This window comes from Desulfovibrio sp. UIB00, from assembly GCF_022508225.1.
GTDB lineage: Bacteria > Desulfobacterota > Desulfovibrionia > Desulfovibrionales > Desulfovibrionaceae > Desulfovibrio.
The window spans coordinates 30,617-44,808 of the sequence record NZ_JAETXJ010000005.1; the positions used below are offsets into that span (position 1 = coordinate 30,617).

16 protein-coding genes are annotated in these 14,192 nt (G+C 62.0%); 8 read left to right on the forward strand and 8 right to left on the reverse strand.

Translation table 11 applies throughout. The features are described 5' to 3' along the window. The first annotated feature begins 18 nt into the window (after positions 1–18). The 8 genes from JMF94_RS09365 to JMF94_RS09400 all read left to right on the forward strand — a co-directional run bounded on the left by JMF94_RS09365 (position 19) and on the right by JMF94_RS09400 (position 8,544). Entirely contained in the window at positions 19–2,532 is a 2,514-nt protein-coding gene (locus tag JMF94_RS09365; protein WP_240824845.1) for a pyridine nucleotide-disulfide oxidoreductase/dicluster-binding protein, read from the forward strand. Then, on the forward strand, positions 2,529–2,744 hold the full coding sequence (locus JMF94_RS09370; RefSeq protein WP_192113326.1) for a DVU_1557 family redox protein: 216 nt from the start codon (positions 2,529–2,531) through the stop codon (positions 2,742–2,744). The genes JMF94_RS09365 and JMF94_RS09370 overlap by 4 nt, the downstream gene beginning before the upstream one ends. Continuing rightward, the gene (gene trsM / locus JMF94_RS09375) at positions 2,741–3,586 is read left to right on the forward strand and encodes a DVU_1556 family methyltransferase (protein WP_240824846.1); all 846 of its coding nucleotides are present in this window, start codon (positions 2,741–2,743) and stop codon (positions 3,584–3,586) included. The genes JMF94_RS09370 and trsM overlap by 4 nt, the downstream gene beginning before the upstream one ends. Further along, complete coding sequence (locus JMF94_RS09380; protein ID WP_022659532.1) at positions 3,583–4,047, forward strand: DVU_1555 family C-GCAxxG-C-C protein; 465 nt, start codon at positions 3,583–3,585, stop codon at positions 4,045–4,047. Before trsM ends, JMF94_RS09380 begins: the two co-directional genes overlap by 4 nt. Next, positions 4,044–5,513 (forward strand): radical SAM (seleno)protein TrsS, encoded by a 1,470-nt coding sequence (trsS, locus tag JMF94_RS09385; RefSeq protein ID WP_240824847.1) that lies wholly within the window; start codon positions 4,044–4,046, stop codon positions 5,511–5,513. The genes JMF94_RS09380 and trsS overlap by 4 nt, the downstream gene beginning before the upstream one ends. Beyond that, entirely contained in the window at positions 5,513–6,637 is a 1,125-nt protein-coding gene (locus JMF94_RS09390; RefSeq protein WP_240824848.1) for a DVU_1553 family AMP-dependent CoA ligase, read from the forward strand. The genes trsS and JMF94_RS09390 overlap by 1 nt, the downstream gene beginning before the upstream one ends. An 87-nt stretch (positions 6,638–6,724) precedes the next feature. Beyond that, entirely contained in the window at positions 6,725–7,972 is a 1,248-nt protein-coding gene (locus JMF94_RS09395; protein ID WP_240824849.1) for a DVU_1551 family NTP transferase, read from the forward strand. After that, positions 7,969–8,544 carry a histidine phosphatase family protein gene (locus JMF94_RS09400; protein ID WP_240824850.1) on the forward strand — a complete coding sequence of 192 codons (576 nt, stop codon included), beginning with the start codon at positions 7,969–7,971 and terminating at the stop codon, positions 8,542–8,544. Before JMF94_RS09395 ends, JMF94_RS09400 begins: the two co-directional genes overlap by 4 nt. A gap of 48 nt (positions 8,545–8,592) precedes the next feature. Here the strand turns inward: JMF94_RS09400 and JMF94_RS09405 are convergent, their stop codons facing one another. From JMF94_RS09405 to tatB, 8 genes are all read right to left on the reverse strand, one after another. After that, entirely contained in the window at positions 8,593–9,132 is a 540-nt protein-coding gene (locus JMF94_RS09405; RefSeq protein WP_240824851.1) for a hypothetical protein, read from the reverse strand. Between the two features lie 33 nt (positions 9,133–9,165). Further along, positions 9,166–9,504 carry an SMR family transporter gene (locus JMF94_RS09410; protein ID WP_240825011.1) on the reverse strand — a complete coding sequence of 113 codons (339 nt, stop codon included), beginning with the start codon at positions 9,502–9,504 and terminating at the stop codon, positions 9,166–9,168. Next, a complete protein-coding gene (locus JMF94_RS09415; RefSeq protein ID WP_240824852.1) occupies positions 9,504–9,971 on the reverse strand; it encodes an SMR family transporter in 468 nt (155 codons plus the stop codon). The genes JMF94_RS09410 and JMF94_RS09415 overlap by 1 nt, the downstream gene beginning before the upstream one ends. Positions 9,972–10,333: 362 nt before the next feature. Beyond that, positions 10,334–11,065, reverse strand: coding sequence for a 1-(5-phosphoribosyl)-5-[(5-phosphoribosylamino)methylideneamino]imidazole-4-carboxamide isomerase (gene hisA, locus JMF94_RS09420; RefSeq protein ID WP_240824853.1), 732 nt, complete (start codon positions 11,063–11,065; stop codon positions 10,334–10,336). Next, entirely contained in the window at positions 11,062–11,721 is a 660-nt protein-coding gene (locus JMF94_RS09425; protein ID WP_240824854.1) for a hypothetical protein, read from the reverse strand. Before JMF94_RS09425 ends, hisA begins: the two co-directional genes overlap by 4 nt. Then, entirely contained in the window at positions 11,721–12,311 is a 591-nt protein-coding gene (locus tag JMF94_RS09430) for an imidazoleglycerol-phosphate dehydratase (protein ID WP_240825012.1), read from the reverse strand. The genes JMF94_RS09425 and JMF94_RS09430 overlap by 1 nt, the downstream gene beginning before the upstream one ends. A gap of 5 nt (positions 12,312–12,316) precedes the next feature. Next, positions 12,317–13,501: a twin-arginine translocase subunit TatC gene (gene tatC, locus JMF94_RS09435; protein ID WP_240824855.1), complete on the reverse strand. Its 1,185-nt coding sequence runs from the start codon at positions 13,499–13,501 to the stop codon at positions 12,317–12,319. Further along, positions 13,498–14,190 (reverse strand): Sec-independent protein translocase protein TatB, encoded by a 693-nt coding sequence (gene tatB / locus JMF94_RS09440; RefSeq protein ID WP_240824856.1) that lies wholly within the window; start codon positions 14,188–14,190, stop codon positions 13,498–13,500. Before tatB ends, tatC begins: the two co-directional genes overlap by 4 nt. Between the last annotated feature and the right edge of the window lie 2 nt (positions 14,191–14,192).

Genomic DNA, 14,192 nt, shown 5'->3' on the forward strand with positions numbered 1-14,192 from the left:
CCAGCGAGAACAATCGCCATGATGGATCAACAACGTCTGCACGAAATAGAGTCGCACTGCACACAGGAAAGCCCGCCCCGTTGCCGGGTGGCCTGTCCTTTTGATCTAGATGTGCGCGCCTTCATGGCCCGCATGGCTGAGGGCAAGCAGGGGGAGGCCCGCAAGGTGCTTGAGCGGCATTTGCCCCTGCCCGGCATCATTGCCCGCATTTGCGATCATCCCTGTGAAAACTCCTGTCTGCGGCAGGATCTGGGCGGCAGCCTCGCCATGCATGGGCTTGAACTCTCGTGCATGCTTGCGGTGGGTACGCAGACCCGTATGCTGCCTTTGCCGCCCAAAAAATTCCGCATGGCCGTCATGGGTGCCGGGCTTGCCGGGCTCACGGCAGCCTGGGATCTGTCGCGCAAGGCTTACCCCGTTACAGTCTTTCACTCTGGCGCGCCGGGTGAATTTTTGCTGGCAGCGCATCCCGCACTGGCGGCAGACAATACGGCGGGCATTGCCAAGGATTTTCTGGCCGAAGACATGGAAGCTCTTGGCCGCCAGAAGGTCAGTTTTACTCAGGCAACGCTTGATGCCGCGCTGCTGGAAAAGCTGGCGGCGGAGTATGACGCCGTACTGGTGGATGCTGATGCCGTGCAGCAGCTTGCCCCCGGTCTTGCACCAGACGAAGCGCTGGTGGAGGCGGAAACCCTGCTCTGGCGCGACAATATCTGCTGCGCTGGCTGGCGAAGCCGCACTCCCACAGGTCACGCTTTCGCCTCACCTTCGCGTCAGGCGGGGCAGGGGCGGCATGCCGCCCAGACAATGGAGCGCGTGACCAGCGGCGTTTCCCTCACAGCAGCGCGGGACAAATCTCAGGGGCCGCTGCACACCGATGTGACAGGTATTGCGCCCGTGCCGCGCGTGGAACCAGCCGCGCAGGCTGTTTGCGGCGAGCCGCTCTATTCGGCGGAGGAATCCGCGCGCGAGGCGGAGCGCTGCCTGCAATGCCAGTGTATGATCTGTGTGCGCGAATGCGTATATTTGCAGAAATACAAGGGTTATCCGCGCCTCTACGCACGTCAGGTCAATAACAACGCGTCCATCGTCAAGGGCCTGCACACGGCCAATGCCCTCATCAATGGCTGCGCCCTGTGCGGTCAGTGCGAGGAGCTGTGCCCGGAGAATTTTTCCATGGCCGAGCTGTGCCTCTCCGCACGGGAAGACATGGTGGAACGCGGCTTTATGCCGCCCACGGCCCACGAGTTTGCGCTTGAGGATATGGAAAGCGCCTCCGGGCCGGAATGCGCCCTTGTGCTGCCGCCCTTGTCGCCAGCCGCAGAATCCCAGGGCGCTGACGCGAGTCAGGCGGTGGGCGAGCAGTGGCTGTTCTTCCCCGGCTGTCAGTTGGCTGCGGCCCGCGTGGAACAAACGGCGGCGCTTTATGATCTGCTGCGCGAAAAATTTGGCAACGGCCTGAAATCCGGCGTGGGCATCATGCTTTCCTGCTGCGGCATCCCAGCGCGCTGGGCCGGAAGAACCACCCTGTTCAAGGAGCATACGGACAAACTGCGCACCGCCTGGGAGGGTCTAGGCAAGCCGCGCATCATGGCGGCCTGTTCCTCCTGCATTGCGGCCCTGCGGGAGGCTCTGCCGGAAGCGCAGACCGTTTCCGTGTGGGAGGTGCTGGACGGCTTGCCGTTTGAAGCCCCCATTGCTGGTAATTCCCTGCCCTCGGTATTTTCCATTCAGGATCCCTGCACCGCCCGGCACGATGCGGCCTGGCTTGCCGCTGTGCGCAGTCTGGCTGACAAATGCGGGGCAAAAATTGAAGAACCGCGCCTTTCCGGCGCATCTACAGCCTGTTGCGGCTACGGCGGCCTTGTGTGGTGCGCCCAGCCGGAAACAGCGCGAGCCATGAGCGATCACCGGGCCGCCCAGCTTGAGCACCCCGGCCTTGCCTCGTGCATCATGTGCCGTGACCGCATGGCGGCCAGCGGCAAGGAGTGCTGGCATCTGCTTGATCTGTTGCTGCCAGCGTCAGGCAAGGCTCAGTCCGGCGCGGCTCAAGGGCCGGGCCTTTCGGCGCGTCGCGCCAACAGGGCTGCCTTGCGCCGTAAACTGCTGGAAAAATATGGCAGCGCCGCCGGGCAACAGGCCCTGCTTGCAGACACGCCCGAGCCGGCCGGAAAGGGCAGGGTGCTGGTGGCGGCGGATGTGTTGGCGCGGCTGGAAGAGCGGCATATTCTGCTTTCAGACGTGGAAGGGGCCGTTGTGGGGGCCGAGGCCAGTGGGCACTGGTTCGAGAATCTGGATGACGGGCATCGTCTTGGCTCGTGGCGGCCCAGAAAGGTGACTTTCTGGGTGGAATACGAAGCGCAGGGCGAGGTCTTTGTCCTGCACGATGCGTGGTGCCACCGGATGGTGGTGCCGGGTTCCGGCGGTCAGGAAGCTGCGGATGTCATCAACAGCCACCAGTGCTGCACCGATGGGCAGCGTCCCAACATGTTGGGTGCGCAAAATGGCGGGCAGAGAGGTGAACAGTCATGAGCATGGGGCCAAACTACGGGCCGGACGGCGGCCAGTGGGTGTGCGGGCGTTGCCGCGTTGCCCTTGAGCAGGTGAAGGTTCCTGTTTTTTATCTCAACAGCGCCTTTGACGTGTTTTTGCCGCGCTGCCCCAAGTGCGGGCTGACGCAGGTGCCCAAATCTCTTGCCGAAGGCAAGATGCTTGAAGTGGAAGCTCTGCTGGAAGATAAATGAACGCACTGTGGGAAAGACCGGACTTTCGCCGCGCGGCTGGTGACGCATGGCGTCCCGGCGGCGTGGAACTGACGCGTCGAGCGCTTGCGTGGTGCGCTTCTGCGGGCCTGCTCGCGCCCGGCGGGCTGGTTTTTGACCTTGGCAGCGGGGCAGGGGCGACATTGCGCCTGCTCACGCAGATGGGCTACCGTGCCGTGGGGCTGGACAAACACGCTGAGGCCGGACTTCCTGTGGATGCAGCCCCTTCTGCTGACGTCCACATTGTGCGGGCCGATCTTGAGCGCCCGCCGCTGACCGCAGACTCCTGCGACTGCATAGTGTGCGAATGTGTTCTTTCCCTGTTGCACAATCCCCTTGCGGCCTTGCGTGCCGCCTGCCGCGCCCTGCGCCCCGGCGGGGTGATGGTGGTCAGCGACCTCATGTTGCGGCCAGGGTATGAACGCCCCGGCAGCACCGGCTGCTCTGGTGCAGGCTCTTCCCGCTCCCGTTGTTCCTGTTCCGGTCACGCAAGCGCAGTACAATCGAACTCGTCCCAATCCATCCCGCCGACAACAGCGACAGCTGAGCCACTCCCGGAAAAATACGCCGCACCGGGTTCATCGTGCCTTGCGGGTGCGCGGCCTGAATCTGCGTGGCGTGGGCTTATGGAAGCGGCTGGCTTGCGTCTGCTGCATTATGAGGACAACAGCCGCGCTCTGGTGGAGCTGGCTGCCCGCATGATCTGGTACGGCGACGACGCAACCCGGCCCGTTCAAGGGTGCAAGTGCGGGGGAACCGCCCCCGGCAAAAGCTGGCGCGCCTACGGATACGGCCTTTGGATTGCCCGAAAGGAGACCCCATGAATCCCATGATGATGGAATTATTGCCCCTGGTGCATCAGGGCTATTGTTGCAGCCAGTTGCTGCTCCTGCTCATGTTGCAGGCTCAGGACAGGCAGAACCCCGGCGTTGTGCGCGCCGCGCAGGGCCTGTGTCACGGCATCGGTCAATCGGACGGCCCTTGTGGCCTTTTGACCGGCGGGGCCTGCGCACTGGCTCTGGTCGCGGGTAAGGGGGCGGAAGATGAAATCCCGCATCCCATGCTCACCCCCCTGCTCAATGACTACGCCACATGGTTTTATGACCGCACGGAAGCTTACGGCGGTCAGCGTTGCGGGCAGATTGCGGCTGGGCTCGGCGCGACTTCCGGTGCTGCGGGCGAGCAGCCAAATCCTGTGGCCTGCGGCGACTTGCTAGCGGAATGCTGGGGAAAAATCATGGAACTGGTTCAGAGTTACGAGCTGGATCTGACGGAAAAGGCATGACCTTACGCCGCACCCAGAGCCTTTGCCCCGTGTGTCTGCGCCGGGTAGAGGCCACCTATGAACGTTCGGTCAAGGATGCCCTTACGGTTGTGCTGCGCAAAACCTGCCCGGATCACGGCACGTTTAGTGTCCCCGTATGGCGAGAGGCCAAGCCCGGTGCGGTTGCCACGCCGCCCTTTGCAGCATGGTCGCGGCCCAAAAGCCCCTCCTACCCGGCCAACCCGCATACGCCCATCCGCGATGGCTGCCCCTTTGACTGCGGCCTTTGCCCTGCCCACGCCCAACATACCTGCACGGGCCTGTTTGAGGTCACCATGCGCTGCGACATGTCCTGCCCCGTGTGCTATGCTTCTGCTGGTTCCATCTCGAACCAATATTCCGGCGAGGCGGCAGACGTTCCGTTCAGTGTGATTGCGGCGCAGATGGACACCCTCAAGGGAGCGTCCGGCCCCTGCAACGTGCAGATATCCGGAGGAGAGCCGACCATGCGCCATGACCTGCCGCAGATCATCACACTTGCGCGGCAACGCGGCTTTGGGCTGGTGCAGATCAATACTAACGGACTGCGTTTGTCGCGCGAGCAGGGCTATGCCCGCGTGCTGCGCGAGGCGGGGCTTGATTCTGTCTATCTGCAATGGGACGGCGTGTGCGAAAGCAGTTTTACAAGCCTTCGGGGCAGGGAATGCCTTGATTTCAAGCGCCGCGCCGTGCGCAACTGTGCAGAGGCTGGGCTTGGCGTGGTGCTGGTGGCAACTCTCGTGCGAGGCGTCAACGATGGCGAACTCGGCGATCTGCTGCGCATGGCGTTGGAGCTTGGCCCGGCGGTGCGGGGGCTGCACATGCAGCCAGCCGCATTTTTTGGCCGCTACCCCTGGCGGCTGGAGGAAGCCCCGCGCCTGACCCTGCCCGAAGTCATGGCAGCACTGGCCCATCAGGCACCGGAAATGGTCAGCCCTAGCCACCTGCACCCGCCTGGATGTGAAAACGAGCTGTGTTCCTTCAGTGCCGTGTACCGTCGGGTGCAAAAAAACGGTGTACCTTCGCTGGAATGGCTGGCCGATGCGGGGCAGTCGTGCTGCTCGCCAGCACCGAAGGCCGCTGGCGCGGAAGTGCCGCCATCAGCGGAGGACGGCGCGCGCAAGGCCAAGCAGTTTGTGGCCCTGCACTGGAAGGGCGGCACCGACGGCGGGGAATCTGCCTGCGCCTGTGGGGGCGCATCTGGCTCTGACGCTGGCAGCGCAGGCAGCAAGGCCAGTGCGGACGGCTTCAGCCGATTTCTGGCTCAGGCTGGGGCAGAGCAGCGTTTCACACTTTCGGCCATGGCCTTTCAGGATGCCCTGAGCCTCGACCTTGACCGTGTACGCGGCTGCTGCATCCATGTGGTGCGGCCTGACGGGCGCATGATTCCGTTCTGCTTGCATAACCTCACTGCCAGTGATGGCACGCGCCTGTATGGTGACGCATAGTGACAGATACCGCGAATCAACCTTCCATAACGGGTTTCGGCTCCTGCCCGCTTGATCGCTGGCTGGCCCGCCAGTGCGGGGCACGTAGCGCCGGGGAACTGCCCGGCAAGCTGGCGATTGCGCAAGCGGCCCTGCTGCGCAGCACCTTGCGGCAGGCCGTGCATGGGGCGTTTTATGCCAGGCATTTGCGGGAGTGCGATCTGGATATAACCAGTGTGGATGATCTGGAGCGCCTGCCCTTCACCACAGCGGAAGACCTGCGCAACTGGGGGGATTTTTTGTGCGTTTCGCAGGGGGATGTGCAGCGTATGGTCACGCTGCACACGTCAGGCACCACGGGGCAACCCAAGCGGCTTGCCTTTACTGATGCGGATTTGGCCCGCACGCGCGATTTTTTTTCCGTGGGCATGAGCCAGCTTGTGGGCGCAGGGCAGCGGCTGGCAGTGCTGTTGCCCGGTGCGGAACGGCCTGACGGCGTGGCCGACCTGCTGCGACAGGCCTTGGGCGCGGCGGGTGTGGATGTGCTGGCTCCACCGCCGGAAGTCCACGCGACCCCATCGCCAGATGCTGACCCTTGCGCGGAGCCGGGCAAAGCTCTTGCCCAGTGGCTGGAGCAGACAAAGCCCCATTGCCTTGTGGCCGCGCCCGCGCAACTGGCCCTTTTGCTGAAACATTTCCCCGAACGGGGGCCGCAGGGGCTTGCGGGCGTACTCACCAGCGCTGAGCCGCTGGACGATGCGCTTGGTCTGGCCTTGCGCCGGGCGTGGCAATGCGAGATTCTGGATCACTACGGCCTCACCGAAACCGCCTACGGTTGCGCGGTGGAATGCCCCGCACATCAGGGTTTTCACGTGCGCGAACTGGACGTTCTGATAGAAATAGTAGATATTTCAGGGCGTAAAGTGTTGGCCCAAGGCGAGGAGGGCGAGGTCGTCATTACCACGCTTCAACGACAGGCCATGCCCTTGGTGCGATATCGAACTGGTGATGTGGCCTGTCTGCTGCCAGCCCCTTGCGCCTGCGGCAGCCCCTTGCGCAGGCTCGGCCCTGTGCGTGGCCGCATTGAACGCAAAAGCGGGCAGCCGCCGCGCATCGTGCGCCCGGCCAAGGGGCGGGGTGTTTAGCGTCTGATGCCATGCCCAACAATGGGTATTTGTATCTGGCTCCACACAGTGATTGTTTTCAGCGCAACAAAGCGAAGAAGAAAGCACATGAAACCAGCCGTTTTGATTCTTGCCGCAGGCATGGCCTCGCGCATGGGGGCAGCCAAGGCACTGCTTTCCCTGCCCTCGCTGCCAGAAGGCGGGCGCTGCTCCGCCCTGAGGGGGCTGGTCAGTCTGTACCATACCCTTGGTGTGGAAGATGTGGTGATCATCAGCGGCTTCCATGCCGAAATTGTGGAAGCAGAGGCTCTGGCGCTGGGGCTGACCCCAGTGCGCAATCCCGACCCGCAGCGGGGCATGTTTTCATCTGTGCAGACAGGCGTGGAAGCTCTGGTGAAGGGCGGTTTTAACGGGCAATTTTTTGTGCAGCCTGTGGATGTACCGCTGGTGCGGCCCCTGACCATCAAGGCATTGCTTGATGCCGCAGGGCAGGAAGAGGCCAACCAGGCGGCAGAGCTGGCTGTGAGCGGCAAGGCCGCGTCCATGCCGGTGCTTGTGCCGACATTTGACGGACAGGAGGGGCATCCTCCCCTGATTCCCATGAGCTTGGCCCCGCATATTCTGGCGCACCAGGGGCAAAACGGGCTGCGCGGGGCGCTGGAAGGCGCGCCTTTGCGGCATGTGCCTGTGGCTGACGCCCTGATTCTGGAAGATATGGACACCCCAGACGACTATGCGCGCCTGCGGGTGCTGGCTAGTGAGCGGCATACTTTGTCGCCCGTTGAGGCGGAATGCTTGCTGCGTATGTGCAACGTGCCGGAAAAAGGCTTGCGTCACGCGCGGGCAGTGGGGGCTGTGGCCTGTTGCCTGGCCGAGGCTCTCGCGCACGTGCGTGAGGCCGCAGGCTATGATGCCGGGGTGGATCCCCGCCTGGCGCTGGCTGGTGGGTTGCTGCACGATATCTGCAAAGGCCAGCCCAGGCATGAGGCTGCTGCTGGGGAATTTTTACGGCGGCTGGAATTGCCGGAGATGGCGCGTCTGGTGCAGGATCACCGTGATCTGTCCTTGCCGGAGGACGAGCCGGTCACAGAGCGCGAGCTGGTCTATTTGGCCGACAAATACTGTTACGGCGGCAACTTTGTGCCTGTGCAGCGGCGCTTTGGCCTCAAACTGGAGGCTTATGCCCAGGATGCCCCGGCCTGCGAGGCCATCCGGGGGCGGCTTGGTCGCGTCAAGGCTTTGGAAGAGCGCATTGCCCGCGAAATAGGCAAAGAACCCGCCTTGGTGGCGGAACGCGCCCTTGTGCGTAATTGCAATGCTGCGCGCGGCAATGTTGCCCGGCGTGAGGTTGCATGAGCGGCATCTGGCTGGTGCGGCACGGCATGTTGCCGCCCAATCCAGAGCGGCGCATGGTCGGCGCGAGGGATATTCCTTTAAGTGATGCGGGCCGGGAGCAGATACGGCTTTTGGCGAAGCAGTTCATGCCAGCGGTGCAGGGCGCGCTTGGCGCGGTCATCTGCTCGGATCTTGACCGCTGCCGTGAGACTGCCGCCATCCTGATGGAGGCAGTGCCGCAGGGGCGGCCCCCCTTGCATGTGGAGCCCGGTCTGCGCGAGATTGATCTTGGCCTCTGGCAGGGCATGACCAAGGCGGAAATTGAGCGCGCGTGGCCCGGCGCATATGCCGCACGCGGGCAGGATATGGCGCATTTTTGCCCCCCGCAGGGTGAAAGTTTCATGCAGGCGCAGCGCCGCGCCCTGGCGGCTGTGGCGCGCTGGCGCAGGCACTACCCCGGTGCAACCCTGCTCATGGTTTCGCATGCGGGTATTCTGGGCAGCTTGCTGGCCCACTACCTTGCCCTGCCGCTCAGGGATGTGCTACGCATACCCCAATACTACGGCTGCCGCGCCTTTGTGCCGGAATGGTAGCCCGCCCACAGCCGCAACCTGTACGCGCTGGCAGCACTCCCTTTTGCCTCAGATCCAGGCCGTGGGATTGTACACGCGGATGTGCAGCTTAATGTAACGGTCTGTGAGCACCTCTGCGGGCAGATTCAGGGCGATATGCTCCTGCTCGTGCTGGCTGAATTTCGCCAGCCAGTCCGCCGCTTCGCGGCCCAGCTCAGCCATGCGTGCCAGCGGTGTAAAGAGCGACGCCGGGCAAATCTGATAAAGATACATCTCGCCCGCGTTCAGCACAAAAGGAAAAAGCCCGCAGGCCACAGGCCGTTCAGGCCGGGGCAGACGGCAACCCTGATTGGTGCACGAGCGGCAACCCCGGCCGTCCATAAAGGCCGTATCCTTGTTGAGCAGATAAAAGTCGTTGGCAAGGCCGGGGCGCAACTGCTCGGGCAGCAGGCCCATGGGAAAAAGCTCGTTGGAATCCTGCGGGCCGCAGCAATAGCGGCAATCGCGGCAATAGCCGTTTTGCAGCCATCCTTCGCGCCAGCTGACGGCACGGCGACGGGGAAAGACCTTCTGCCAGTGCGACAGGTAGTCCCAAAAACCTTTGCTCATACGTTCTCCTGAAAGCAGCTATCCGGCCCTACATCAACTTGTGTGCAGCAACACCATGCCGCAGACAAGCAGGGCGATGCCCGCAAATGCGCTAGGGTTGAGCTTTTGGCGCAGCAGCAGCCATCCGCCAAGGGATGTGCCAAGTACGCCAAAACCGCCCCACATGGCGTAAGCCACGGCCAAATCCATATGATGAACTGCCAGTGAAAGGCAATAGAAAGCCAGCCCCACCAGCGCAAGGGCCAGCAGGCCCACGGCGCGGCGGCGGAAGCTGTCGGAGCGCACGAGCAGCATATTGGCGGTCACGTCCAGGGCGGCAGCCAGCAAAACCAGCGGCAGGGCGGCGTTCTGGAACAGGCTTGAAATATCCATCATCTGTTCCCTCCTGCGGCCAGGCCGTTATTCAGGGCGGACGCTTCTGCGCGCTGCTTGCGGGCTTCAGCCTTGTTGCTGGCCGTGGGGGAGTCCTCGCGGCTGGGCTTGGGTGCCCCGTGCCCGGTACCATAGTTGACCAGCAAAGCACCAGACAGCACGCAGGCCAGACCCAGCGCGCGGCGCAAGGTCAGGGCTTCGTTCAGAAAAAGCACGCTGCCCAGGGTGATGCAGGTCAGGCCCAACCCCTCCCAGAAGGCAAAGGTCACGCCAACGGGAATGCCCGTAACGGCCTTGGACAAAAAAAAGTAGGACATGGCGATGGCCAGCCACATGACAACCAGCCCCAAAACCTGTGCGTGGGGAAAAGCCCAGCCCTGCGCCAGCTTCATGACAAGTGTTCCGCCCACCTCCAGAAATACGGAGGCAACAAGGCAGCACCAATGATACGGTTTTGATCTAAGCATAAAAATCTCTCGCGGAAAATAGAAAGGCAATCCTTCAGCATTGAAGGACAACAATGGCTATGACCAGAGGAAGTAGCGAGAGATGCTAGAGAAGGGAACGCCAGTAGCGTTCTTCAGGAAAGCCCGAAACGCATGGGCGTAAAAGAGGCATAAAAGCAGAGTTGAAGCATAACATGGATAGAGCATAAGGCCGTGAGAGAGGGGAGTCAAGGTTGCTGTATGCGCTGACTATTTCTGAGGCTGATGAATGCAGCCCTGTTCAGGCTGACTCATGATTGCACATTGCAGGCGTAACCGATCGAAAGTTCATCATAAAAAAGGCGGGCCATGCGGCCCGCCTTGTCTCTGCAATTATGTGCCGCTTATTGGGCGGCGATCCAGGCGTTGGCTTCCTCAAGGTTGAGCGTGCCCTCGTACAGCGCCCTGCCGCTCACAGCGCCAGCAAGGCTGGTGCTGCGGGTGAGGGGATAGAGCTTCTGCACATCTGCCAGCGTCGCCACGCCGCCCGCCGCAATGACAGGCACCGTGGAAAGGCGCGAAAGATGTTCCAGAGCGGCCACATTAACGCCGCACTGCATGCCGTCGCGTTCAATATCCGTATAGATGATGAATGCAGCGCCATCGGCCAGCAGGCGGGGCAGAACCCCGTCAACGGTCAGGCCGGTATCGGCAACCCATCCACGGGTTTTGAGCTTGCCGCCCTCGGCATCCAGCGAAACGCCAATGCGGCCAGGAAAGGCACGGCACATCTCGGCAAAAAGCTCGGGCTGTTCCAGAGCCAGGGTGCCGATAATCAGGCGTGAAACGCCCGCGTCAAAATAGGCCTGGGCTGTTGCCATGTCGCGGATACCGCCGCCAAGCTGCACGGGAATGGACAGCTCGGTGCAGATACGGCGCACGATCTCGCGGCTTTTGGCCGCGCCGTCAAAGGCTCCGTCCAGATCAACCACGTGCAGCCATTGAGCGCCTCGCGCTTCCCAGGCTTTGGCGGCGTCTGTGGGGTCTTCGGCAAAGACGGTGCTTTCATGGGCGCGGCCCTGCTTGAGGCGCACGGCCTTACCGTCCTGAATGTCCACGGCGGGAAACAGAATCATAAACCCATATCCTTTACTGCTTTGCGCATGCCGTCTTCGGTCAGTTCTTCAGCCGTGACCCACTGGCCGCGCCGTTTGAAGAACGTACCAACGTTCATCAGATTGTCCACAAGGCCTTCCTGCCTTTCTTCAAAGACGGAGCGCGACATGATGGAGCCGTTGGCAATGTTGATGAGGAAAAACTCAACGCGCACATGGGCTGGCTCGGTAACACCGGCCGTGGAACCCTGGCGCTCGTGCCAGTCAAGAATCTGCGGCACCAGCAGCAGTTGCGCGCCCTGCTTCTTGCCATAGGCAATCCAGAGCGGCAGCGCCTGCGGCTGCTCGGAACTGTGGAAGCGCGTAAGATCCCTGGACAGATCAATAGCGTCAATATACTTGAACTGACGTTTGGAATCAGCGGTAAGCACATTGTGGAACCGACGGTCAAGCGAGGGAAGCTGCTCATCGGCAATGCGGCCCTGATTATCAGGGATACGCCCGGTAATAAGCTGGCTTGCGTTGATCGGCTGGGTAAAGGGCGCAACCGATATGACATACGAAGGCGAAATAACGCGGGGAACGTCCGCCGTGCTTGTGGGACGGCGGCTGCAGGCGCAGGCGATCAGCATGAGGCAGAGCGCGGGCAGCAACAGCATACGAAGTCGGGATTGCATCAATCAAGACCTCCCTTTGTGCTTCTAATGGTTGTGCCGTTTCGGCGCACTGCCTGAGCCAGGGCAAGCCCCAGCCCCTTGGCCGCCGATTCCAGCAGATGATGTCCGTTCTGACCATAGCGGAATTCCACATGCAGATTGCAGCGCGCACTGCTTGCAAATGCCTTGTAAAATTCCCGCCAGAGGTCTTTTTCTTCTCCGGCCAGAACCGGGGGCAGCAGTTCGCCGCCGCGCCACTCAAGCCAGGGGCGGCCCGAGATATCAACGGTGGCTTCCGCCAGGGCTTCGTCCATGGGAACACGCCCATAGCCCACGCGGGCAATGCCCGCCCTGTCGCCAAGGGCTTCAAGCAGCGCTTTGCCGAGCAGCAGCCCCACGTCTTCTGTGGTGTGGTGGGCGTCCACTTCCATGTCGCCCTCGCATACCAGCCGCAAATCCATACCAGCCCAAAAAGCTGTCAGCGTCAACATATGGTCGAGCAGGCCAAAACCTGTTTTCACGTCCGTAATGCCCTGACCGTCAATGTTCAGTTCAAGTCGGATGTCGGTTTCGGCGCTTTTGCGCTCTTGCGTGGAGGTTCTTGGGGCGATGTCGCTCATGGCTTCTCCGAGGTATTTTCATCCTTGCCCGGTTTTGTTTCGGCCTCGGCGGTTTCACCGTCTTCGCCTTCGGGCTTTTCTTCGGACTCGTCTTCTTTTACAGTTTTTTTGCCAAAGCCAGCCGCCACAAAGATGCTCACTTCATAAAGAACAAGCATGGGCGCGGCCATGAGCAGCTGCGAAACTACATCGGGCGGCGAAAGAATGGCCGCTACAATAAAGATGCCCAAGATGGCGTAGCGCCGCACACGGCGCATGAGTTCTGCCGTGATAATGCCCATACGCGCCAGAAAGAAGGCAAACAGCGGCATTTCAAACACAAGGCCAAAGGCAAGTATGAGCTTGAGTACAAAGCTCAGATAGTCGCTGATCTTGGGCATGGCCACAATGGAGTCTGTGGCGTAGCTCATAAAGAAGGCAAAGGCGTTGGGAAAGACCACAAAGTAGCAGAAGGCCCCGCCGCTGATAAAGAAGAAGGCCGACATGACGGCAACGGGTATGATGCTCCGTTTTTCTTCTTCATACAGACCGGGGGCGATGAAGGCCCATACCTGATAAAAAATTGCAGGGCTGCTCACAAACACGCCAGCCACAAAGGCAATGTGCATGCGGGTGAAAAAGCCTTCGGGCAGGGTGGTGTAGATGGCGTGCGAGCCGTCAGGCAGAACGCTCAGCAGGGGGGCCACAAGGGCGTCAAAAATGGGATCAACCACGGCCCAGCAGGCTATAAAGCCCACCATGACGGCGAGGCAGCAGCGAACCAGACGGCCGCGCAGCTCCGAGAGGTGATCCATGAGGCCCATGGGCCTGTCGTCAGCCTCTTCTTCCTCCACCTCGTCTTCCGGCGTGGCAGGAGGCGTGCTTTCGCTCTGGATGGGCAGATTTTCAGGCTCTGGCGCAGGGCTTTGCACTGCGCCAGCCGGGGGAACAGGGGGCAGAGGAGGCTGCCCGTCAGCTTGTGTTTCCGGCGTGGCTTCCGGTGCCGTTTCGGGCGCCGTTGCTGCGGTGGGTTCTTCCGAAGGTTCTGCCGCTGCTACAGGCGTATCCGCAGGGGCCGCCCCCTGAGGGGACGGCTCCGCTGCGTTTTGATCTGTCTTGTTGAGGTCGGAATGTTCCCCTGCGGTCTCAGGGGTAGACGGGGATGCGACCACCTCGGGGCTCAAGGGTTTATCCGCACTCATGCCTTGCCGCCATTGTCAGGGGTGGCGGCGGCCTGAGGCGCACCTGCGGGAGCGGAGGCCAGCTTGGCTTCTGCGGCTTCGGCCTCGGCCTTTGTTTTGGCAAGGGCTTCAGCCAACGGGCTGCCAGCGGGCGGTGCAACCGGAGCTGCCCCTTCGGCGGATGCTGCCGTGCCCGCAACAGGCTGGGTCTCGGCCTTGCCCTCTGCCGCGTGGGCTGCATCCGCAACCGGAGCGTCGGCAATCGGAGCTTCCGCTACAGTGGGCTTGGGGGCCTCGGGCTGAGCCGTTGCTGTCGAAGCCGTGGCTGTGGTCTGCCCCGCATCGGCGGCAGGCCGGGTAGCCGTGGCGTCAATTACCGCCTCTGAGGCAGGAATATTATCAGCTTGTGCCGTTGCGGCAGGCTGGGCCTCGGTTGCCGCTGCGGCAGCAGCGGCCATTTCGGCGGCGTGTGCTTCCTTGGCGGCGGCAGCAGCTTCTTTTGCCGCTCTGGCGGCTTCCTGCTTGCGCTTACGCTGTTCCTCTTCCTCGGCCTCAGCATTCAGCGTGCGCTGAAAGTCTGTGGACACTCGGCGGAACTCGCCCATGGCCTTGCCCAGCGTGCGCGACACGTTGGCAAGGCTTTTGGGGCCAAGTACAATGAGAGCCACCACAAGGATGACCAGAAGTTCAGTGCTTCCTATCCCGAACATGC

Excerpts from the sequence above, each read along its gene's own strand:
- JMF94_RS09365 (WP_240824845.1), top strand. The coding sequence starts at position 19 with ATGATGGATCAACAACGTCTGCACGAAATAGAGTCGCACTGCACACAG.
- JMF94_RS09370 (WP_192113326.1), top strand. The coding sequence starts at position 2,529 with ATGAGCATGGGGCCAAACTACGGGCCGGACGGCGGCCAGTGGGTGTGC.
- trsM (WP_240824846.1), top strand. The coding sequence starts at position 2,741 with ATGAACGCACTGTGGGAAAGACCGGACTTTCGCCGCGCGGCTGGTGAC.
- JMF94_RS09380 (WP_022659532.1), top strand. The coding sequence starts at position 3,583 with ATGAATCCCATGATGATGGAATTATTGCCCCTGGTGCATCAGGGCTAT.
- trsS (WP_240824847.1), top strand. The coding sequence starts at position 4,044 with ATGACCTTACGCCGCACCCAGAGCCTTTGCCCCGTGTGTCTGCGCCGG.
- JMF94_RS09395 (WP_240824849.1), top strand. The coding sequence starts at position 6,725 with ATGAAACCAGCCGTTTTGATTCTTGCCGCAGGCATGGCCTCGCGCATG.
- JMF94_RS09400 (WP_240824850.1), top strand. The coding sequence starts at position 7,969 with ATGAGCGGCATCTGGCTGGTGCGGCACGGCATGTTGCCGCCCAATCCA.
- JMF94_RS09405 (WP_240824851.1), bottom strand. The coding sequence starts at position 9,132 with ATGAGCAAAGGTTTTTGGGACTACCTGTCGCACTGGCAGAAGGTCTTT.
- JMF94_RS09410 (WP_240825011.1), bottom strand. The coding sequence starts at position 9,504 with ATGGATATTTCAAGCCTGTTCCAGAACGCCGCCCTGCCGCTGGTTTTG.
- JMF94_RS09415 (WP_240824852.1), bottom strand. The coding sequence starts at position 9,971 with ATGCTTAGATCAAAACCGTATCATTGGTGCTGCCTTGTTGCCTCCGTA.
- hisA (WP_240824853.1), bottom strand. The coding sequence starts at position 11,065 with ATGATTCTGTTTCCCGCCGTGGACATTCAGGACGGTAAGGCCGTGCGC.
- JMF94_RS09425 (WP_240824854.1), bottom strand. The coding sequence starts at position 11,721 with ATGCAATCCCGACTTCGTATGCTGTTGCTGCCCGCGCTCTGCCTCATG.
- tatC (WP_240824855.1), bottom strand. The coding sequence starts at position 13,501 with ATGAGTGCGGATAAACCCTTGAGCCCCGAGGTGGTCGCATCCCCGTCT.
- tatB (WP_240824856.1), bottom strand. The coding sequence starts at position 14,190 with ATGTTCGGGATAGGAAGCACTGAACTTCTGGTCATCCTTGTGGTGGCT.